16 protein-coding genes are annotated in these 20554 nt (G+C 70.7%); 11 read left to right on the forward strand and 5 right to left on the reverse strand.

All coding sequences use genetic code 11. The annotated features are described in order from the left end of the window. Nucleotides 1-109: 109 nt before the first annotated feature. From OG407_RS31180 to OG407_RS31195, 4 genes are all read left to right on the forward strand, one after another. Nucleotides 110-1771: a serine/threonine-protein kinase gene (locus OG407_RS31180; RefSeq protein ID WP_405868697.1), complete on the forward strand. Its 1662-nt coding sequence runs from the start codon at nt 110-112 to the stop codon at nt 1769-1771. A gap of 29 nt (nt 1772-1800) precedes the next feature. Beyond that, nucleotides 1801-3489: a serine/threonine-protein kinase gene (locus tag OG407_RS31185; protein ID WP_405862913.1), complete on the forward strand. Its 1689-nt coding sequence runs from the start codon at nt 1801-1803 to the stop codon at nt 3487-3489. 104 nt (nt 3490-3593) lie between these two features. Continuing rightward, nucleotides 3594-5246 (forward strand): serine/threonine-protein kinase, encoded by a 1653-nt coding sequence (locus tag OG407_RS31190; RefSeq protein WP_405862914.1) that lies wholly within the window; start codon nt 3594-3596, stop codon nt 5244-5246. Beyond that, nucleotides 5243-5587, forward strand: a complete 345-nt coding sequence (locus OG407_RS31195; protein ID WP_405862915.1) for a hypothetical protein — start codon at nt 5243-5245, stop codon at nt 5585-5587. The genes OG407_RS31190 and OG407_RS31195 overlap by 4 nt, the downstream gene beginning before the upstream one ends. Here OG407_RS31195 and OG407_RS31200 read toward each other — a convergent pair whose 3' ends face one another. Further along, nucleotides 5588-6490, reverse strand: a complete 903-nt coding sequence (locus OG407_RS31200; RefSeq protein ID WP_405862916.1) for an AraC family transcriptional regulator — start codon at nt 6488-6490, stop codon at nt 5588-5590. A gap of 103 nt (nt 6491-6593) precedes the next feature. Here OG407_RS31200 and OG407_RS31205 point away from each other — a divergent pair, with 103 nt between their 5' ends. From OG407_RS31205 to OG407_RS31220, 4 genes are all read left to right on the forward strand, one after another. Next, nucleotides 6594-7508: an MBL fold metallo-hydrolase gene (locus OG407_RS31205; RefSeq protein WP_405862917.1), complete on the forward strand. Its 915-nt coding sequence runs from the start codon at nt 6594-6596 to the stop codon at nt 7506-7508. A gap of 45 nt (nt 7509-7553) precedes the next feature. Then, nucleotides 7554-9071 (forward strand): serine/threonine-protein kinase, encoded by a 1518-nt coding sequence (locus OG407_RS31210; protein WP_405862918.1) that lies wholly within the window; start codon nt 7554-7556, stop codon nt 9069-9071. Nucleotides 9072-9240: 169 nt separating this feature from the next. Next, nucleotides 9241-10872: a succinic semialdehyde dehydrogenase gene (locus tag OG407_RS31215; protein WP_405862919.1), complete on the forward strand. Its 1632-nt coding sequence runs from the start codon at nt 9241-9243 to the stop codon at nt 10870-10872. Nucleotides 10873-10948: 76 nt separating this feature from the next. Then, nucleotides 10949-12727, forward strand: coding sequence for a GMC oxidoreductase (locus OG407_RS31220; protein WP_405862920.1), 1779 nt, complete (start codon nt 10949-10951; stop codon nt 12725-12727). Nucleotides 12728-12817: 90 nt separating this feature from the next. On the opposite strand, the gene OG407_RS31225 is transcribed toward OG407_RS31220, so the two are convergent. Further along, the gene (locus OG407_RS31225) at nt 12818-13828 is read right to left on the reverse strand and encodes a cell wall protein (RefSeq protein WP_405862921.1); all 1011 of its coding nucleotides are present in this window, start codon (nt 13826-13828) and stop codon (nt 12818-12820) included. A 212-nt stretch (nt 13829-14040) separates the two neighbouring features. Between OG407_RS31225 and OG407_RS31230 the strand changes: the two genes are divergently transcribed. After that, complete coding sequence (locus OG407_RS31230; protein WP_405862922.1) at nt 14041-15219, forward strand: hypothetical protein; 1179 nt, start codon at nt 14041-14043, stop codon at nt 15217-15219. Between the two features lie 609 nt (nt 15220-15828). Here OG407_RS31230 and OG407_RS31235 read toward each other — a convergent pair. Then, nucleotides 15829-16086 carry a chorismate mutase gene (locus OG407_RS31235; RefSeq protein ID WP_327401855.1) on the reverse strand — a complete coding sequence of 86 codons (258 nt, stop codon included), beginning with the start codon at nt 16084-16086 and terminating at the stop codon, nt 15829-15831. A 310-nt stretch (nt 16087-16396) separates the two neighbouring features. Here OG407_RS31235 and guaA point away from each other — a divergent pair, with 310 nt between their 5' ends. Next, on the forward strand, nt 16397-17968 hold the full coding sequence (guaA, locus tag OG407_RS31240; RefSeq protein WP_405862923.1) for a glutamine-hydrolyzing GMP synthase: 1572 nt from the start codon (nt 16397-16399) through the stop codon (nt 17966-17968). A 14-nt stretch (nt 17969-17982) separates the two neighbouring features. On the opposite strand, the gene OG407_RS31245 is transcribed toward guaA, so the two are convergent. Beyond that, nucleotides 17983-18456, reverse strand: coding sequence for a pyridoxamine 5'-phosphate oxidase family protein (locus OG407_RS31245; RefSeq protein ID WP_405862924.1), 474 nt, complete (start codon nt 18454-18456; stop codon nt 17983-17985). Nucleotides 18457-18665: 209 nt separating this feature from the next. On the opposite strand from OG407_RS31245, the gene OG407_RS31250 reads away from it, so the two are divergent. Continuing rightward, the gene (locus tag OG407_RS31250) at nt 18666-19460 is read left to right on the forward strand and encodes a class II aldolase/adducin family protein (RefSeq protein ID WP_403583199.1); all 795 of its coding nucleotides are present in this window, start codon (nt 18666-18668) and stop codon (nt 19458-19460) included. 5 nt (nt 19461-19465) lie between these two features. Here the strand turns inward: OG407_RS31250 and OG407_RS31255 are convergent, their stop codons facing one another. Next, a complete protein-coding gene (locus tag OG407_RS31255; RefSeq protein WP_405862925.1) occupies nt 19466-20365 on the reverse strand; it encodes a DUF4429 domain-containing protein in 900 nt (299 codons plus the stop codon). Nucleotides 20366-20554 lie beyond the last annotated feature (189 nt).

The following is a 20554-nucleotide window of genomic DNA, read 5'->3' on the forward strand; positions in this document are numbered from 1 at the left end:
AAGCGACAACCGTCACAGTGCGGTCTCCGTGGTACCCCGCTGGTTCCCTGTACGAGGCCCTGTCCTTACGCTGAGCCTGTCAAGAGCATTGCGGGGAAACGTGAATCAGATGCAGGGCCTGCTCCTCGCGGGGCGCTATCGGCTGGCCGAATCGATCGGCAGCGGCGGTATGGGCCGGGTGTGGCGGGCGCACGACGAGGTGTTGCACCGGACCGTCGCCATCAAGGAGTTGACGGCCGCGCTCTATGTGTCCGAGAGCGACCAGCCGAGGCTGCTGGCGCGCACCCGCGCCGAGGCGCGCGCCGCCGCGCGGATCAACCACTCCGCCGTCGTCACGGTGCACGACGTCCTCGAACACGACGGCCGCCCATGGATCGTCATGGAACTCGTCGAGGGCAACTCCCTTGCCGACGAGGTCAAGGAGCAGGGCCGGATCGAGCCGGCCGAGGCCGCGCGCATCGGCATATGGGTGCTGCGCGCGCTGCGTGCCGCGCACGCCGCCGGTGTCCTGCACCGTGACGTCAAGCCCGGCAACGTGCTGCTCGGGCAGGACGGGCGGGTGCTGCTCACCGACTTCGGCATCGCGCAGATCGAGGGCGACAGCACCATCACGCGCACGGGAGAGGTCGTGGGCTCCGTCGACTACCTCGCCCCCGAGCGCGTCCGCGGCGCCGACCCCGGACCGTCCTCCGACCTGTGGGCGCTGGGCGCCACGCTCTTCACGGCGGTCGAGGGCCGTTCGCCGTTCCGCCGCACCTCGCCGCTGTCCACCATGCAGGCCGTCGTCGAGGAGGACGCCGGCGAACCGCGGTACGCCGGCGCGCTCGCGCCCGTCATCGCCGCGCTGCTGAACAAGGACCCCGCGCTACGGCCCGACGCGGACCAGACCGAGCAGATGCTCGCGGAGGCGGCCGAGGGGCGGCGCCCGCGCGCGGCGGAGGAGTGGCTGCCGACCCAGCAAGTGGGCTCCCGGCAGGGCGGGTTGGCGGAGGACTTCGGTTCGGGCTCGGGTGCGACGCCGTATCCGTCGGCTACCGGGGGTGCGGCGCCGTACGCGTCGGCGACCGGGGCCACGTACCAGCACACACCGCCCGTCTCCCTCGTGCCTCCCGGGGCGGTCGCCCCGCCGAAGCGCCGCCGGCTGCGCTCGGTGGTCCTCGTCGTCGTCGTCGCCGCGCTCGTCGGCGGCGGTACGGCGCTGGGGCTGCAGAAGTGGCATCAGGACCGGGACCAGGACCAGGGCGGCACCCCGGGCGCATCGGCCTCACAGAGCGCCACGCCGACCCCGCACAGTTCGGGTCCCGCCAACTGGCAGGTCTACCAAGACGCTTGGGGCTTCGACATATCCCTCCCCAAGGGCTGGGCGCGGAAGGTCTACGGCGACTCCGGCGGCATCAAGCAGGTCGACTACACGCCCGACAACGGCAAGCACTTCGTCCGCATAGCCATCGACACCTCCCCGGACTTCCCCACCGCGAACGCCCACCAACTCGACCTGGAAGCGCAGCTCCAGCGGCTGGTCGACTACAACCGGGTGACCCTGGAGGCGAACACCTACCGCGACCGTCCGGGCTCCCTCTGGGACTACACCTGGACCGCGCAGGCGAAGGACACGCCCTACCCGGGACCGCGGCGCGCCATCGAGGAGACGTACATGTCCCGTGACGGCGTCGAGTACGCGATCTACATGTCCGCGCCGGCCGCGGACTGGGCGACGACCGGCGCGCAGTTCAAGTCGGTCCTGCAGAGCTGGAGTCCCGACTCGGGCTGACCGCTTCCGGTTGCGTCATGATGGTGCGCATGGGGACCGAGGGGGACAACGCCCGGGTGATCGCCGGGCGTTACCGACTGGAGAAGCGGCTCGGGCGCGGTGGCATGGGCGTCGTGTGGCGGGCGACCGACCAACTCCTGGGCCGTCAGGTCGCGGTGAAGGAGATCGCCCAGGACGACTCCCTCTCCGAGGAGGAGGCCCGCCAGCAGCGCGACCGCACCCTGCGCGAGGCGCGGGCGGTGGCGCAACTGCGGCACCCGCACATCATCGTCGTGCACGACGTCGTCGAGCAGGACGAACGGCCGTACATCGTCATGGAGTTGATCGACGGCGGCTCGCTCGCCGAGCGGATCTCCGGCCGCGGCCCGGTCGACGCCGCCGAGGCCGCGCGGATCGGGATCGCCCTCCTCGGCGCGCTGCGCACGGCCCACGCGGCGGGCGTCCTGCACCGGGACATCAAACCGGCCAACGTCCTGCTGCAGACCGCCGCCGACGAGGCCGACTCCGAGCGGGTCGTGCTGACCGACTTCGGTATCGCGCAGGTCGCGGGTGCTACGACCCTCACCGAGAGCGGCGCGTTCGTCGGCTCGCCCGAGTACACCGCGCCCGAGCGGATGTCGGGTGTGCGGACAGGTCCCGCGTCCGACCTGTGGTCGCTCGGCGCGCTGCTGTGCACGGTGCTGAGCGGTGAATCGCCGTTCCGGCGCGACTCGTTGGGCGGCATCCTGCACGCGGTCGTCATCGACGAGATCCGCCCGCCGGAGCAGGCCCGGCCACTGCTGCCCGTCGTACGGGGACTGCTCGAACGCGATCCGGAACGGCGGCTGGAGGCGGCGGAGGCCGAGCGGATGCTCCGGGCGTTTCTGGACACCGGGCGGACGCCGAGCGCCGCGTCGTCCAGTCGTACGGCACACCCGACGCCGGGCTACACACCGACCCAACGTGACGTTCCCAGAAGGCAGTTGAGCACCCCGGCGTCGCCACCCGCCCCCGCGCCTTCCGTCCCCGTGCCGCCCGCCCCCGCGCCTTCCGCCACGGCGGAGCAGCAGTCGCCCCGGCGCAGCACACGCGGTGTGCTCGTCACCGCGCTGCTGGTCGCGGCGATGGCGGGGGCCGGGGTGTCGGCGGCGGCGCTGTTGATGCGGGGGGACGACGGAGGCGGGGGTGCGGGGGGTGCCCTGCCGGTCACCTCGGCGCCGTTGACCTCCACGAGTGCCGGTACGCCGTCACCGTCGCCCACCCCCTCGGCGGGCACCGAGACGCCCAACACCCCTACCGCGCCGTCCGGTTACCGCATCGCCCATGACCCCGACGGCTTCTCCCTCGCCGTACCGGAGGACTTCGTGCGGGTGCCGCAGGGGGAGCGCATCTTCTACATGTCGCCGGGGGAGACTTTCCGGCTCGGCATCAAGATGTCCGACCCCGAACAGGGCGGCCCGCTCGCGGTGATGAAGAGCGCGGCGGCCAACGGGGCGGCCACGAACCCCGGTTACCACGACGGCAAGGTCACCGACACCACGCACGACGGACACCCCGCCGCGCTCTGGGAGTTCAGCTGGAACGGCTTCAGCACGGCGGAGGGACCCCGGCACACGTACGACATGTGCTGGGAGGAGAACGGCCGGATGTACGACGTGTGGGTGTCCGCGCCGGTCGGGAAGGTGCGGGAGGCGAAGGAGTACTTCGACGTCGCGCTGGACACCTTCGCCCGCACGTGAAGCCGTACATGAAGGGTGCATTGGGGACATCCCGCGTCACGGGTCTGTGACCGGAAAGCACCAGAGGTGGATACGGCGGCGGTTGGCGCGATATGGATGGACGCATGAGCAGCAACGGGGGAGCCAGACACGGGGCCGACGAGCCGACGAGTTTCGCCCTGCAACCGCCGAACCCGCGCATGGCCGTACCGGCGCAGGTGCCGCACCCGAACAACCCGTACGCGACGCCGAGTTCATCGCCCGAGCCGACTCCGGATCCCGGCACCGGACGTCTCATAGCCGGGCGGTACCGGCTGCTCGGCAAGCTCGGGCACGGCGGTATGGGCACGGTGTGGCGGGCCAAGGACGAGACGGTGGACCGCGAGGTGGCCGTAAAAGAACCACGTGTCCCGGACCACCTTCCCGAACGCGAACGTGCCAACGCCTTCGAGCGGATGCGCCGCGAGGCCCGCGCGGCGGCACGGCTCGACCACCCCGCTGTCGTGAACGTGCATGACGTGGCCGTGGTCGACGGTCAGCCGTGGATCGTGATGGAGCTGGTCACCGGCCGCTCGCTGGGCGACGCGTTGCAGGAGGGCACCCTCGACGCGCGGGACGCGGCCCGGATCGGCCTCCAGGTGCTGGGAGCGCTGGAAGCGGCACACGCGGCGGGCATCCTGCACCGTGACGTCAAGCCGGACAACGTCCTGCTGGGCCGCCACGACCGCGTCGTCCTCACCGACTTCGGCATCGCCCAGATCGAGGGCGAGACGAACCTGACGGACACCGGCGGTATCGTCGGCTCACCCGAATACATCGCGCCGGAACGGGTGTTGGGCCAGCGGCCCGGACCCGCCTCCGACCTGTGGTCCCTCGGCGTGGTCCTGTACGCGGCGACGGAGGGCGTCTCCCCGTTCCGCCGCAGCAACACCCCCGCCACCCTCCAGTCGGTCCTCAACTCCGCACCCGCACCGCCGACTTCGGCCCCCGGCCCGCTCGCCGACCTCATCACCGCCCTCCTCGCCAAGGACGCCGCGAGCCGCCCGAACGCGGCCCAGGTACGCACCGCACTGGAATCGGTGGCCAACCCGCCGGCACCGGTGCCCACCCAGGAGGTGCGGTACGTCGAACGCCCCGGAACCGGAAGCGGATTCCGCCCGGGCCGCAAGACGTGGTTCGGCCTCGGCGCGGTGGTCGTCGCGGCGGCGGTGACGGCCTACCTGCTGATCGCCAACCCGTTCGCCGGATCGCGGACACTCCCGCAGGGCTGGAAGAAGCACCACGTGCGGGACGTCGCGGCGACGCTCGCGGTCCCGGCCAAGTACCAGCCCGGCCTGCCCGACCGCAAGACGGACAAGGGTCACTGGATCACGTACACCGACTGGAGCGGGAGCATCTCGATCGGCCTGGCCCTCGTCAAGAAGTCCGAGGACACCCTCGGCGAGATCAAGGACTCCGCCGCGGCCCAAATGTACGACGACAACGGCGACTTCAAGCAGAGCGGCAGCTCCGGCCTCGACATGCCGGAGAACCCGAAGACGGCCACGAAGCCGACCGACTCCTACCGGGGTAAGCCCGCCGCCATGAACACGATCGTCTACGACACCGACGACAGCCAGTACCCCCGCCCCCGCGAGGTCCAGATCTTCTACTACAAGACCACCTCCGGCAACATGTACCGACTCACGATCGGCTACCCGGGCAACGGCGACTTCACGGCCCGCGGGCGCGAGGTGGCGAAGGCGGCGATCGCGAACCTGGACGTCGACACGCTGTGAGCGGTGATACGGATGCCGACCTCGCGGTCCTGAGCGTGCGCGCGCTCGGCGACCGCGGTCTGCCGGCCGATGTGGTCGACGTGTACGCCGCCCGTCGCCACTACTCCGCCGTGGAACTGGAGCAGTTGGGCCTCCGGGCCGACGGCACGGACTTCGACCTCTTCGGCCTGCGCGACCGCCTGGAGAGCGTCGTCTGGGTGAGCGACGAGGAGTTCGCGGCGCACGGGCTCGACGCGGCGGAGATCGCGGAACTGCGGCGGTGGGCCCTGGAGTGGGAGTCCGATCTCGGGCTGCGGCTCGCGGAGGAGTACGACGACGGTCCTGACGGCGAGGGCGAGTAACTACGAACTCCCCGCCGATACCCGGTACTTCCCCGGCGTCACCCCGAACTCCCGGCTGAACGCGTGCGACAGGGCGTACGGGCTGCCGTAGCCCGCCTCCCGCGCCACCGCCGCCAATGAGGCGTCCGTGTCCCGTAGCCGCGTCGCCGCCAACGTCAGCCGCCACCACGTCAGATACGCCATCGGCGCCCGCCCCACCAGCGCGGTGAACCGGCGGGCCAGCGTCGCCCGGGACACGCCCGCCGCGGCGGCCAGGCGGTCGTTGGTCCAGGGGGCGGCGGGGTCGGAGTGCAGGGCCCGTAGCGCGGCCGTGGTGACCGGGTCGTTCAGCACGGACGGCCAACTGCCCGTCTCCGCCTCGGACATCCACGCCCGCACCATGTAGATGAGCAGCAGGTCGAGCAGACTGGGCAGCGCCAGGCAGGCCCCCGGCCGCCGTTCGTCGAGTTCGTTCGCCAACAGGTCTACCGCCGACCGGAGTTCGGGGTGACGGCCGACCCGGTTCGGCAGGTGGACCACCTCCGGCAGCTCCGCCATCAGCGGATGTGTCCGGCTCCGGTCCAGCCGGTACTTCCCGCACAGCAACTCGACCTCACGCCCGTTCCCGCCGTCCCCGTCCGGCCGCCGCATCTCCTCGAACGGCACCGCACGCGCCGTGTCCCCGGGCGAGTCCGCCAGCACGTGGCCCGCGCCGTGCGGCAGCAGTACGACGTCCCCCGCGCCCAGCGTCACCGGCTCGCCGCCCGTGTCGGGCACCAGCCAGCAGCCGCCCGCCAGCACGACATGGAACCCGGCACCGTCGTACGGCGCGAGCCGCGTGCACCAACTGCCGCCCACACGCAGGCGGTTGGAGGAGGGCCGCCCGGTCCGTACGGCGGAGATCGCGTCGCTCACCACGTCCATGCGGCCAGGCTACGCCAGAGACAGCAGTGGTGAGACGTCCACGTATCAGGGTGAGTCATTCACGCATTGAGACACTCACACCACCCTCCCTAAGCTCATTTCCATGACCGAGGACAACGCGCAGACCCGGATGAACACCGCACAGACCTTCACCATCGGCGACGTCCAAGTCGTCCGAGTCGTCGAGTGGGCGCGGCCCTACGCCCCCGCCCGCACCCTCGTCCCCGACCTGCCGCCCGGCGTCTGGCAGGAACACCGCGAGACGCTCGCCCCCGACCACTGGGACCCGGAGACCGACCGTGCCGTCGTGGCGCTCCAGACCTGGGTGGTGCGCAGCGCCGGCCGGACCGTGCTCGTGGACACCGGGGTCGGCAACGGGCGGGAACGGCCCGGCAATCCGCTGTTCCACATGAGCCAGGGCGACCTCCCGGGGCGGCTGGCGCGGGCCGGTGTACGGCCGGAGGACGTCGACGTCGTCGTCAACACGCACATCCACGGCGACCACGTCGGCTGGAACACCCATGACGTGGACGGGAGTTGGGCGCCGCTGTTCCCCAACGCGCGGTATCTCCTGCCCGCCGCCGACGACTTCCACTTCGGGCCCGAGAACCACTACGGCGGTGCGGTACGCCCCGACGACCGCCTGACCTACGAGGACAGCGTCGCGCCCGTGCACCGCGCCGGGTTGGCGACCCTGTGGGACGGCACGCACCGCGTCGACGAGCAGCTGACGTTGGAGTCTGCGCCGGGGCACACGCCCGGGTCGTCCGTCCTCCGGGTCGCCTCCGGCGGTGAACGGGCCGTGTTCGTCGGGGACTTGCTGCACAGCCCCGTCCAGATTCCGCATCCGGAGTGCAGCAGCTGCTTCTGCCTCGATCCCCGGCAGGCCGCGGACAGCCGTCGGCGTGTGCTCGAACGGGCCGCGGATGAACGGGAGTTGGTGATTCCGGCACACTTCGGCGGTACCGGTGTCGCGGCGGTGCGGCGGGTGGGCGACACGCTGGAGCTCGGGAAGTAGGACGCGCGTCGACAAGGCCGTACCGGGCACGGTACTGATGGGGGCATGAGCGAAGTCGGCGAACAGGTGCGCGACGGACGTGTGGTCGGCAGTCGCTACCGGCTGCTCGAACGGATCGGCTCCGGCGGCATGGGCACCGTATGGCGGGCCTTCGACGAACTCGTGGACCGCGAAGTCGCCGTAAAACAGCCGCGGTTGCCCGGCGACCCGGCGGACGAGGAGTTCCAGCGCGCCGCCCACCGGCTCTACCGGGAGGCCCGCGCCGCCGCCCGGGTCGACCATCCCTCCGCCGTCGCCATCCACGATGTCGTCATCGAGGACGAACTCCCCTGGATCGTCATGGAGTTGGTGCGCGGCGAGTCCCTGCACGAACTGCTCAAGCGAGGCCCCCTCGCCCCCGTCGACGCCGCCCGCATCGGCCGCGCCGTCCTCGGCGCCCTGCGCGCCGCGCACGCCGTGGGGATCGTGCACCGGGACGTGAAGCCCGCCAACGTCCTGCTCGGCCCGCACGACCGCGTCGTCCTCACCGACTTCGGCATCGCGCACATCCAGGGCGAGGAATCCCTCACCGCCAGCGGGGAGTTCGTGGGCTCGCTCGAATTCATCGCCCCCGAGCGCATGTCGGGCACCGGCGCCGGACCGGCCTCCGACCTGTGGTCCCTCGGCGTCCTGCTGTACGCGGCCGTCGAAGGGGCATCTCCCTTTCGCCGTACGAGTGTTGAGTCCACCCTCGGCGCGATCCTCGCCGGCGAACCACCCGAGCCGACCCGCGCGGGGCCTCTCGGGCCGCTGGTCGTACGGATGTTGGCGCGGGACCCGGAGGAACGGCCGGGGGCGGAGGAGGTCGGCGCGGTACTGGACGCGGTGGCCGAGGGGAAGGACGTACCGGAGCCGGCGGTCGCCCTCCAGGAGGCGCCGCCCAGCGAGGAGCCCGAGGGTGCCGCCGCCGTCTCCGACGCCGTACCGGAGCCCGAACCCGAGCCCGAACCTGAGACCGAGCCCACGCCCAAGTCCCGCCCCCGGCGCGCCCTTCTCATCACCCTCAGCACCCTCGGCGTACTCCTCCTGGCCGGTCTGGTCTTCGGCACCGTCGTCGACAGCCTCCTGGACCGGAACATCACCAAGAGCGCCCCTTGGACCGCCCACCCGGAGAAGGAGCTGTCCGCCGTCCTCTCCCTCCCGGACCGGTCCAAGCGGCTCGGCGCGCAGACGGGATCCGGCAGCCGTACCGTCACCTACGGCATCGGCACCCTCCGGGTCCGCCTCACCGAGTGGGACCCGGCCGCCGACTCGCCGCTCACCGAAGCGCACTCCCTGGGCAAGGGCACGTCCCATCCGCAGTACACCCGCACCAGCTTCCGGGGAAACAAGGACGCCGTCCTCGCGGACACGGTCTACGAACAGTCCGGCATCCCCACCCGCATCATGGCCCTGATCATCCGTACCGCGGACGGCCGTATGTACGAACTGCGCGTGGACATGCCCAAGGGCACCCCGGACGAGAAGAAGGGCACCGCGCTCTTCAAGGGCGCCCGCGCCCGGCTCGCGCTCACGGAAAAGTGATCCGGCGGGGTCCGGCGGCGGTCCCGTGGCAATCCGGTGGTGATCATCCCCGTACAACGCCCTGATCAGGGCGTTCGTTGCCAGTGATCGCTGGCGTGATGTGAGTACCAGGTGAATCCCGATTACCGACGGGTACCCAAACCTCCCCTCGCGGCATACCCTGCCGCACATGACGGACTCGCAGGCCCCGGAAAAGACCGGTACGGAAACGACGACCGGCACGAACCCCCTCGCGCCGGCCCCCACAGGCGCCCGTACCGCCGCCGATGTGGTCACTCCGGAGCTGGTCGCCCAGCTCACGAAGGGTGTGGTCGGCTCCGGCCGGACCGCCAACCACTCGCCGTTCACCGGTGAGAAGCTCGCCGATCTGCCCGAGTCCACCCCCGAGGACGTGGCGAAGGCCTACGACGCGGCCCGCGCCGCGCAAGCGCTGTGGGCGCAGACGCCGGTACGGCAGCGCGCGGCCGTGCTGCTCCGCTTCCACGATCTCGTCCTCGCCCGCCAGGCCGAGGTCCTCGACCTGATCCAGCTGGAGACCGGCAAGGCACGGCTGCACGCGCACGAGGAGGTGCAGGCCGTCGCCGTCGCGGCCCGCCACTACGGCCGCAGGGCCCCCGCCTACCTCAAGCCGAAGCGGCACACCGGCGCCGTCCCGACCCTCACCAAGGTCACCGAACTCCGGCACCCGCGCGGGGTAGTTGGGCAGATCGCCCCCTGGAACTACCCGTTCGAGCTCTCCGTCGGCGACGCGCTCCCGGCCTTCGCCGCGGGCAACGCGGTCGTGATGAAGCCGGACACGGAGACCTGCCTGACCGCCCTGTGGGCCCGTGACCTCCTCATCGAGGCCGGCCTGCCCGCCGACGTCTTCCAGGTCGTCCTCGGCGAGGGCCCGGTCGTCGGCCCCGAGGTCGTCAAGCACGCCGACTACGTCTCCTTCACCGGCTCCACCCGCACCGGCCGCGAGGTCGCGCAGGCCGCCGCCGCCCGCCTGATCGGCGTCTCCCTCGAACTCGGCGGCAAGAACGCCATGTTGGTCCTGGAGGACGCCGACATCGAGAAGGCGGCGGCGGGCGCGGTCCGCGCCTGCTTCTCCTCCGCGGGCCAACTCTGCGTCTCCATCGAGCGGTTGTACGTCCACGAGTCGATCGCCGACACCTTCCTGGAGCGCTTCGCCGCCCGCACGAAGGCGATGCGCCTCGGCACGTCCCTCGCGTACGGCGCGGACATGGGATCGCTGGCGGGGGAACGGCAGTTGGAGTCGGTCACCCGGCATGTGGACGAGGCGGTCGCCAAGGGCGCGAAGCTGCTGGCAGGCGGAGTGGCCCGCCCGGACATCGGCCCGTACTTCTTCGAGCCCACCATCCTCGACGGCGTCGAGGCCCCCATGGCCGTCTGCGCCGAGGAGACCTTCGGCCCGGTCGTCTCCGTCTACCGTTTCAAGACGGAGGACGAGGTGGTGGCGGAGGCCAACTCCACGCCGTACGGCCTCAATTCCTCGGTCTGGACGAAGAGCGGCAGCCGGGGCCGCGCGATCGCCGCCCGCCTCAGCACCGGCACGGTCAACGTCAACGAGGGCTACGCCTCCGCCTACGGCAGCGTCCAGTCCCCGATGGGCGGCATGAAGGACTCCGGCCTGGGCCGCCGCCACGGCTCCGAGGGCATCCTCAAGTACACGGAGGCCCAAACCATCGCCCAGCAGCGGTTGTTGCCGATGGCTCCGTCGCTGGGGATGGATGACGAGGGCTACGCCCAGTTCATGAGCCGCAGCCTCCGGGCGATGAAGGCATTCAGGCTCAGGTGAGTTGCTTCTAAGGGGCGCGGGGAACTGCGCGCTCAGCCACACACGACCCGCAGCGAATCTCAATGAGGAGAACACGTTGTCGCAAGATGCCTACGACTATGACGTCCTCGTCGTCGGTTCCGGTTTCGGTGGTTCAGTGACTGCCCTCCGCCTGACCGAAAAGGGCTACAGCGTCGGCGTGTTGGAAGCAGGCCGCCGCTTCACCCCGTCGACGCTCCCGAAAAACTCCTGGGACCTCAAGAACTACCTCTGGGCCCCCAAGCTCAACATGTACGGCATCCAGCGCATCCACCTGCTCGGCAACGTCATGGTCCTCGCCGGCGCAGGCGTGGGCGGCGGCTCCCTCAACTACGCCAACACCCTCTACGTCCCCCCGAAGCCGTTCTTCGAAGACCCCCAGTGGCGCGAAATCACCGACTGGGAAGAGGAGTTGACCCCGTACTACGACCAGGCCCGCCGCATGCTCGGCGTACGCCTGAACCCGACGATGACCCCGTCGGACGTGCACCTGAAGGCCGCGGCCCAGCGGATGGGCGTGGGCGACACCTTCCACATGGCCCCCGTCGGCGTCTTCTTCGGCGACGGCAAGGACGCCGAGGGAACGGCGAAGGCACGCCCCGGCGAGCAGGCCGCCGACCCGTACTTCGGGGGCGCGGGCCCGGACCGCAAGGCCTGCACCGAGTGCGGCGAGTGCATGACGGGCTGCCGGCACGGCGCCAAGAACACCCTGAACGAGAACTACCTCTACCTCGCCGAGAAGGCGGGCGCGAAGGTCCACCCCATGACGACGGTCGTATCGGTGACGGACGACTCGCAGGGCGGCTACGCGATCGCCACCCTGCCGACCGACGCGCGCCGCACATCGGAGGGCCGCACCTTCAAGGCCCGCCAAGTCGTCCTCGCCGCCGGCACCTACGGCACCCAGACCCTGCTGCACCGCATGAAGGCGGGCGGGCAACTGCCGTACCTCTCCGAGAAGTTGGGCGAGCTGACCCGCACCAATTCCGAGGCGCTGGTCGGCGCGCAGACGAACAACCGCCGTTACCGCAAGGCGACCGGCACCCGGCAGGTCGACTTCACGCGCGGGGTCGCCATCACGTCCTCGATCCACCCCGACGAGAACACCCACATCGAACCGGTCCGCTACGGCAAGGGCTCCAACTCGATGGGCGGCCTCTCCATCCTCCAAGTCCCGTACGCGGAGGGCTCGTCGAGGGCACTGGGCTGGCTGGCGAACGCGGCGAAGCACCCTCTCCTGGTCCTCCGCTCGCTCTCCAACCGGCGTTGGTCGGAGCGGACCATCATCGGCCTGGTGATGCAGTCGCTGGACAACTCCCTGACGACGTACCTGAAACCGGACGGCGTGGGCAAAGGGCTGTTGACGGCCCGTCAGGGACACGGCGCCCCCAACCCCAAGCAGATCAGGGCGGCTTCGGAGGGCGCGGCGGCGATCGCCGCCGAGATCAACGGCTTCGCGGGCTCGAACGTCGGCGAGTTGATGGGCACCCCGCTCACCGCCCACTTCCTCGGCGGCTGCCCCATCGGCGCCTCCCGCGAGACCGGCGTGATCGACCCCTACCACCGCCTCTACGGCCACGCGGGCATCTCGGTCGTCGACGGCTCGGCGGTCTCCGCGAACCTCGGCGTCAACCCGTCCCTCACCATCACGGCACAGGCCGAGCGCGCGATGTCGTACTGGCCCAACAAGGGCGAGCCGGACCCGCGCCCGGAGCAAGGGCTGTCGTACGAACGCCTGACGCCGGTGGAACCGCACCAACCGGCGGTCCCCGAGGGCGCGTTCGGCGCGCTGAGGCTGCCGTTCCTGGGGATACCGACGGTGCCGCCCAAGTCGTAGCCGATCAGGGGTACTTGAACGGTCGGCACAAGCAGAAGGACCTGCGCCCCCCTCCGAGCGCAGGTCCTTCCTTGTGCGGCGAGCCGTGTGTTACGCGCTCGCCCCGCTCTTGCGCCGGCGCACCATGACCACCGCGGCGGCACCCGCGACGACGGCGGCGCCGCCGACGAGGCCGATCACCGGGAGCGCGGAACTGGAGCCGGTCGCGGCGAGGTTGCCGGTCGGGAGGTCGGAGACCTCGCCCTGCGGCTTCTTCACCGAGGTGTCCTTGTCACCGGTGCTCGGGGTGGCGGTGCCCGGGTCGGTGTTGGTGGAGCCGGCCTTCAGGACCTCGAAGTCGTACTGGGCCCAGCCCTCGGCGATGCAGTCCTGGCCCTTGATGTTGTCGAGGTAGGCGCCGGAGCCGAAGGAGTAGGCGTCGCCGGCCGGGGCCTTCGCGCTGATGCCGACGCGCAGGTCGACGGTCTCGCTCTTCCCGGACTTCAGGGCGTTGATGTAGAAGAAGTAGTCGCCGGCCCACTCGTCGTTGCCGATGCGGTCCCACTTGCCGGACTCGGGGTTCTTGAACTCCAGGTCCACGTACGGGCTCAGGAACTTCGACTCGTCGAGCTCGTAGTTCTCGACCTCGGCGTAGAAGGCGACGCCCTCGACCGTGGTCTTCGACTTGTTGGTGACGGTCAGCTTGAAGCTGTGGAAGCCGTCGCCCGCGACGATCTTGCCCGGCAGGCCCTTGATGTCCGCGGACACCTTGGCGTCGGAGAAGTCCTCGTCCAGGTCCTCGCAGAACGGCACGTCCGGGTCGGTCGGCTCCTCGCTCGGCTCGGCCGAGGTGGAGGGCGTGGCCGACGTGGAGGCACTGTCGCTCGCCGTGGGCGAGGTCGAGTCGCTCGGCAGGGTGCTGCCGGACGGCGACGCGGAGTCGGAGTCGGACGGCGTCGGGGAGACCGAGTCGGACGGCGAAGCGGAGACGGACTCGCTCGCACTGTCGCTCGGGGTCGGTGACGCCGAGTCCTCCGCGAACGCGGCGGGCGCGGAGAGCAGGGCGAGGGGAGCGATGACGGCCGTCGCGGCCGCCGCGGCCATGGCACGGCGCAGCTTCATGAAGTCCTCGGGAAGTCCGGTGTGCCGCGGCAGCGCAGCACACTGGGCGGAGGGCTCCGCGTGTGGGGCGCGGGTGTGGCCCTTGGTTACGCAGGTGAGACCCGGGAAAGCTGTGAACGGTTGTGCCCACTCTCACCGGATTCTTATGTGTGCTGTGTCACACCCAAGGTCTCCTTGTGAACAGGCTTTCGGAACGTCTAGAACTTGGGGACGTGTCTGACAAGCCTCCCGAGGAACCGTCCTCGACCCCGGAGATCCCCGACGATGTCTGGGAACAGTTCGCCCGTGACACGGAGCGCGACATCCGCGCCTCCGCCCCGAAGGAACCGTCCGCCCGCGCCCGTGAGGTGACCGAGCGGCTGAAGAAGGCCGAGAGCAAGGGGAAGGGCAAAGGGAAAGGCAAGGGGAAGGCCGAGCGCCAGGAGCCCGAGGGCTGGCGGACCGGTCCCGCCTGGCAGGAGATGAACGGGCGGTCCCGGCGCAGGCGCCGCGTGTGGGCCGTCCTCGGCGTTCCGCTCGCGATAGCCGTCGCCGTGGTCGCGATGAAACCGTCGCTCATCCCCGGCGACCCCTTCGGCGGCAAGGCGGATTCGGACCCAGGCGCGGCGACCCCGCTCGCGCCGGAGACGGCCGCCCCGACCACCGCGCCCTCCGCCGTCGACCCCCAAACCCCCACCCTGGACCGGCCGTTCGCCGGTTCACCCGCCCTGAACTGGGCCGACGGCGCGGCCGGCATCGTCCTGCCGAAGGCGACGGCCGTGGGAAAGTTCTCGAAGGACCAGGTCGAACTGGCCCTCCAGCAGACGAAGATCCTGCTCGTCGGCGCCAACCTCGACCCGAAGACGATCCGTGGCGACCGCCCAGCCGCCGCGCTCGCCGTCCTCGACCCGAAACAGACCAAGACGTTCGACCGGCTGAACGCGTCCCTGACCGCCCCGACCAAGGCGCAGGACCCCACGCTGCTCTTCAGCCGCTTCGACCCCAAGGACGTGCGACTGGTCGGCGACGTCGTGAAGACGCGCGGACGCATCACCTTCGGGAAGAGCGACGACGGCGGCGTCACCGTGCACACCGACTACACCTTCGTCTACCCGCTGGTCCGCACCGACGGCTCCACCACGGTCGCCCGCACCATCGTCCGTCGCGTGATCGACCTGGAAGTCCTCGACCCCACGCGCTACCAGGCCACTCCCGGCCTGCTGGCACTCGGGCAGAACAACGCGGACTTCGGCAACTCGGCCTGCGGGGTCTACGACGGCTACCTGCACCCGGAGTTCGGCTCCGTGTCCTCGACGGGCGCCGCGCCCACCGGTCCGACGGAGGACCCGTACGACCGGAGCCGCGACCTAGGCAAGGGCGAGGGCACCTGCGGCACGGCCACCCGGACCTGACCTGACCTGAGGCCGGCAGGCAACGGGCAAGCGAAGGGCCCCGCGGGACGGAGCCGCGGGGCCCTTCTCCGTCAGCACCGACGTCAGGGCAGCGCCGGTGCCTGGGAGCGGCGCCGGGGGGTTGCGCCGCTAGTCTCAAGTGCCCTGGGTCGGCGCCCCGGCGCACACGGGGCGCGCGCTTGGTCTCGACCTTTGGCGGGGGTCCGGCAGAGGGACAGTGCACTGCAATGCGGTTGTCTGCATGGGGACTTGGGGTTTGGGGAAGCCTCAGGGCCCTCTACGCATCGTGCTGGATGGACGCGGCCTCCGCAACCGTTCGATCCGGCTTTGTGCATTTTTGCAGTTTCCGCCGGGCGGCCCCGGGCGTCCCCGGAGCCGACCGTTCTCTTGGGTGACCGGGCTGCTGTCCCCTGCCGTCCGGTCACGACCCTGGAGCGAGGTCCCACGACGCACGGCACGATCCGTACGTCTCATCGCCCCAGCCGAGCCACGCGTGGTTCTTTCGGGCCCGCCCCTGGCTGGCGCGGACACCACCCCCAACGAAGCGGTTCGCGAGGCGGTCACGCGCCGTACGGGTGAGAGCGGCCCCGAACTCAGATGCGACCGGCCTCAGATACGACCCCGGGACAGTTCGAGCAGCGTCATGGCCAGGGAGGTGCCGGGCTTGCCGAGCGCGGCACTGTAGTGGCTGAGGATCTCGTTCTCCCGGGTCAGGCTCACCCGCCGCCCACCCGACGCGATCCGCGCCTCCTGGACGACGGCGGACACGGCGACCCGTTCCTGGATCAGACCGATGATCCGGTCGTCCAGGGCGTCGATGCGCTCCCGGGCATCGGCGATGGTCTGCTCGGGCGTGGTGGTGGTCATAAGGATCTCCTCGTCGCGGAAAGGCCACCCCCGACCGACAACCCCCGGAAAACGACAGGCGCCCCGGGCCTTGTCGGCCCGGGGCGCCTGGAAAGTCGCTCGTCAGTAACTCAAGCAGCTCGACCATGGCAGCCGGCGGGCCGGTTGCCATAGGTAAAGAGGGAGGTCGGGTGCGTGAGCATGGGGCCGAGTATGGCACAGGCCCGGGAGTCCGGGGGCGGAGTCCCCAGGCACGACCCGGTGACCCACCCGAGCCCCGTTAGAATCGATACCCCAGACCCCCGCCCCACCGCCGGAAGGCCCCGCCCCCGTGTCAGCAGCGACCCCCGCCCCCGACACCGTCCTGGTCGTCGACTTCGGCGCGCAGTACGCCCAGCTCATCGCCCGCCGCGTCCGCGAGGCCCGGGTCTACAGCGAGATCGTGCCGAGCACCATGCCGGTCGCCGAGATGCTCGCCAAGAACCCGGCGGCGATCATCCTCTCCGGCGGCCCCTCGTCGGTGTACGCGGAGGGCGCCCCCCGCCTGGACCGCGAACTCTTCGACGCCGGCGTCCCCGTCTTCGGCATGTGCTACGGCTTCCAGCTGATGGCCACGACCCTCGGCGGCACCGTCGACAACACGGGCGCCCGCGAGTACGGCCGTACGGAACTGCACGTCTCCAAGTCGTCCTCCACCCTCTTCGAGGGCACCCCGGACGAGCAGTCGGTGTGGATGTCCCACGGCGACGCCTGCTCCGCCGCCCCCGAGGGCTTCGCGGTCAGCGCGTCCACGGACGTCGTCCCGGTCGCCGCCTTCGAGAACGACGAGAAGAAGCTCTACGGCGTCCAGTACCACCCCGAGGTCATGCACTCCACGCACGGCCAGCAGGTCCTGGAGCACTTCCTGTACCGGGGCGCGGGCCTCACCCCGAACTGGACCACCGGCAACGTCATCGACGAGCAGGTCGCCGCGATCCGCGAGCAGGTCGGCGACAAGCGCGCCATCTGCGGCCTGTCCGGCGGTGTCGACTCCGCCGTGGCCGCCGCCCTCGTCGCACGCGCCATCGGCGACCAGCTGACCTGCGTCTACGTCGACCACGGTCTGATGCGCAAGGGCGAGACCGAGCAGGTCGAGAAGGACTTCGTGGCCGCGACCGGCGTCAAGCTCGTCGTCGTGGACGCGGAGGAGCGCTTCCTCACCGCACTCGCCGGGGTCTCCGACCCGGAGCAGAAGCGGAAGATCATCGGCCGCGAGTTCATCCGCGTCTTCGAGCAGGCGCAGGCCGAGATCATCGCCGACGAGGGTCCCGAGGTCGCGTTCCTGGTGCAGGGGACGCTCTACCCGGACGTCGTCGAGTCCGGCGGCGGCACCGGCACGGCCAACATCAAGTCCCACCACAACGTGGGCGGCCTCCCCGAAGACCTCGAATTCCAGCTCATCGAACCGCTCCGCAAGCTGTTCAAGGACGAGGTCCGGATGGTCGGCCAGGAGCTGGGCCTCCCGGACGAGATCGTCCAGCGCCAGCCCTTCCCGGGCCCCGGCCTCGGCATCCGCATCGTCGGCGAGGTCACCAAGGACCGCCTCGACCTCCTCCGCGAGGCCGACGCGATCGCCCGCGAGGAACTGACCGCGGCCGGCCTCGACCGCGACATCTGGCAGTGCCCGGTGGTCCTCCTCGCGGACGTCCGCAGCGTCGGCGTCCAGGGCGACGGCCGCACCTACGGCCACCCGATCGTCCTGCGCCCGGTCTCCTCCGAGGACGCGATGACCGCCGACTGGTCCCGCCTGCCGTACGACGTCCTCGCGAAGATCTCCACCCGCATCACGAACGAGGTCGCCGACGTCAACCGGGTCGTCCTCGACATCACGTCGAAGCCGCCGGGCACGATCGAGTGGGAGTAGGCCTTTCCTGAGGCTCAGGTCCGCTTGAGCGTGCGCACCGGCTCTCCGGGGTGCCAGACCTGAGTGACGAGATACGTCTCGTCCTCGACGAAGGTCCGCACGACCTCCGTCACCTCGGTGCGGAAGAGGTGGAACGGCTCCGGCGGTTCCACCTCTTTGCTGTACGCCCCCTTCACCCCGGCATCCGTCACCTCCACCGCCCGCCCGCCGACCCGCACATCCCCGCCGCCCATCTCCGTACCCGCCCCCGGATTGGCCTGGAGCGCGAACCGCGGATCGCGCCGCAGATCCAGCGCCTTGAGCGAGTCGGGCATCATCCCGAGCCACAACTCCCCGTCCAGGAAGCGCACTTCGATCCCGCTCGTCCGCGGCGACCCGTCCTTGCGCAGGGTCGCCAGGATGTGGTGAGTGAAGGCCCCGAAGCGCTCCTCCACGGTCGCGGCGAGTTCGGGTTCCGCGGCGACGAATACCGCCCAGTTCGCAGTCATACGACCACTGTCCCGCCGATACCCGACACCCGCTGTCCGGATTCGGGAAGGACTCAGGACGGACTCGGTCGGGACTCGGGACGGACCCAGAAAGCCCTCGGAAGGCACCCGGCCACGCTTGGTGCCGCATCTTTACAGAACACCACTGCCCTTTTCGCCTCACCGACGGTAACTTCCGCCGGTAACAGGAACCCAGTGCTGGAGGACCGATGCACGGGCCGACACCGCCCTCCCCCCTGCCCACCGACCGGCTGCGGTTCGCCATGCCGCCGATGCACGAGTCGGTCGAGGACGAACGCCGGCACCGCAAGGAACGGCTCGCGGGCGCCCTGCGCCTGTTCGGCCGGTACGGCTTCGAGGACGGGGTCTCGGGGCACATCACCGCCCGCGACCCCGAGTTCAGCGACTGCTTCTGGGTCAACCCCTTCGGGATGCCCTTCCGGCACGTCACCGTGAGCGATCTGGTGCTGGCCAACTCGGACGGCCAGGTCCTCCAGGGCCGCCACCACGTCAACCAGGCCGCCTTTACCGTGCATTCGCAGGTCCACGCCGCCCGCCCGGACGTCGTCTCGGTCGCCCACTGCCACTCGGTGCACGGCCGCGCGCTCTCCGCCCTCGGCGACTTCCTCGACCCGATCAGCCAGGAGAGCTGCGCCTTCTACGAGGACCACGCGCTCTACGACGCCTACAGCGGTGTCTCCGTCGACGCCGAGGAGGGCAAGCGGATCGCCGCCGCCCTCGGCTCGCGCAAGGCGCTCGTCCTGCGCAACCACGGACTGCTGACCGTGGGCGACTCGGTGGACGCGGCGGCCTGGTGGTTCCTGTCCATGGAACGCTCCTGCCAGGTCCAGCTCCTCGCGAAAGCGGCCGGCCGCCCTCTCCTCATCGACCACAAACTCGCCGTCGCCACCCGCGAACAGACCGGCGGCGACCTCGTCGCGTGGATCAACTACCAGCCCCTGTGGCAGGACATCAGCCGCAGCGAACCGGACCTCCTCAGCTGAGGCCCCTACCGGAAACCCCGCAGCACCGCCGCCTTGGTCATCGTGAACTCCTCGTCGGTGAGCACCCCTTCCCGGTGCAGCTCGCCCAACTCCCGCAGCCTGCGCAGGAGTACGTCGTGATGGTCGGCCGGAGGCGGGACGACGGCCGCCCGTCGGGGCCGGTCCGCGAACTCGCCGTTGTCGCTTTCGTGTTCCCGGGCCGACGGATGCGGCAGCCGCGCGGTCACCGCCGTCGCGACCAGCGCCGTGAGCAGGTCCCGACGGGTGCTGCCCCACAGATCGAGGGCGTACGGGTCCTTCTCCGGCGGCAGCTTGGAGAACACCGTCTCGCGGGTCACGAACCGCATGAACCCGTCCTCGTACCCGGAGTTGGGCAGCCACTCCACCTGGACCAGGTCGCCCACGGCGACTATGCGCGGCCCGGTGGCACGCTTGACACGCTCCGAGGTGTCGGACCAGTCGATACGCACCTGGGCGCCGTCGAACGACACCGTGCCGTCGGACGAACGCACCGAGACCGGCACCGGCGGGCCCGGCAGGAGATAGGCCTTGGTGGGGTCCTTGGGGATCTGGTCGAGGAGCAGCCCGTGCCGGATCTCCTCCGCCACGTACTCGGCCACCCCGGACCGGTCGATGTCCACGATCAGCCGGTACGGATCCGCCGCGTCCGGCAGCCGGCCGCCGGTCGCCTGGAGCAGCGGGTCCGCGCCCTCGCGCAGCCTCAGCCGCAGGCGGCCACGCCTGCGTTCGGGTTCGTAGACGACCCCCGCGACGGCTTCGAGGGGCACGGCGATCTCCCCGTACGTCTGCCGGAACAGTGGCACGGAGCGGTGAAGTCCCGGCGTGATACGGACCGTTGTGCCGTCGAAGGCCCAGGTCCCGTCGCGCTGGATGATCTCGGCCATAGGGAAATTCTCGCAGCCGGGTCAACACGGCGGCCGCCACTTCACCCGCGCTGACCAGACCTGCCGGACGCGGGCCGTGTCCCGTAGGGCACAATCCGCTGTTGTCGTACGGGAGTTGCAAGGCGGTGGCCAAAGGCTTCGGAGCCGGCCGCCGAACGTGAGGGTCCGGGGTCGCGGGCCGAGGGGCAT

Origin of the sequence: Streptomyces sp. NBC_01515 (assembly GCF_045040345.1) — a bacterium.
Classification (GTDB): Bacteria; Actinomycetota; Actinomycetes; order Streptomycetales; family Streptomycetaceae; genus Streptomyces.

Excerpts from the sequence above, each read along its gene's own strand:
- OG407_RS31225 (WP_405862921.1), bottom strand. The coding sequence starts at position 13,828 with ATGAAGCTGCGCCGTGCCATGGCCGCGGCGGCCGCGACGGCCGTCATC.
- OG407_RS31245 (WP_405862924.1), bottom strand. The coding sequence starts at position 18,456 with ATGACTGCGAACTGGGCGGTATTCGTCGCCGCGGAACCCGAACTCGCC.
- OG407_RS31180 (WP_405868697.1), top strand. The coding sequence starts at position 110 with ATGCAGGGCCTGCTCCTCGCGGGGCGCTATCGGCTGGCCGAATCGATC.
- OG407_RS31250 (WP_403583199.1), top strand. The coding sequence starts at position 18,666 with ATGCACGGGCCGACACCGCCCTCCCCCCTGCCCACCGACCGGCTGCGG.
- OG407_RS31255 (WP_405862925.1), bottom strand. The coding sequence starts at position 20,365 with ATGGCCGAGATCATCCAGCGCGACGGGACCTGGGCCTTCGACGGCACA.
- OG407_RS31190 (WP_405862914.1), top strand. The coding sequence starts at position 3,594 with ATGAGCAGCAACGGGGGAGCCAGACACGGGGCCGACGAGCCGACGAGT.
- OG407_RS31200 (WP_405862916.1), bottom strand. The coding sequence starts at position 6,490 with ATGGACGTGGTGAGCGACGCGATCTCCGCCGTACGGACCGGGCGGCCC.
- OG407_RS31185 (WP_405862913.1), top strand. The coding sequence starts at position 1,801 with ATGGGGACCGAGGGGGACAACGCCCGGGTGATCGCCGGGCGTTACCGA.
- OG407_RS31215 (WP_405862919.1), top strand. The coding sequence starts at position 9,241 with ATGACGGACTCGCAGGCCCCGGAAAAGACCGGTACGGAAACGACGACC.
- OG407_RS31210 (WP_405862918.1), top strand. The coding sequence starts at position 7,554 with ATGAGCGAAGTCGGCGAACAGGTGCGCGACGGACGTGTGGTCGGCAGT.
- OG407_RS31205 (WP_405862917.1), top strand. The coding sequence starts at position 6,594 with ATGACCGAGGACAACGCGCAGACCCGGATGAACACCGCACAGACCTTC.
- OG407_RS31235 (WP_327401855.1), bottom strand. The coding sequence starts at position 16,086 with ATGACCACCACCACGCCCGAGCAGACCATCGCCGATGCCCGGGAGCGC.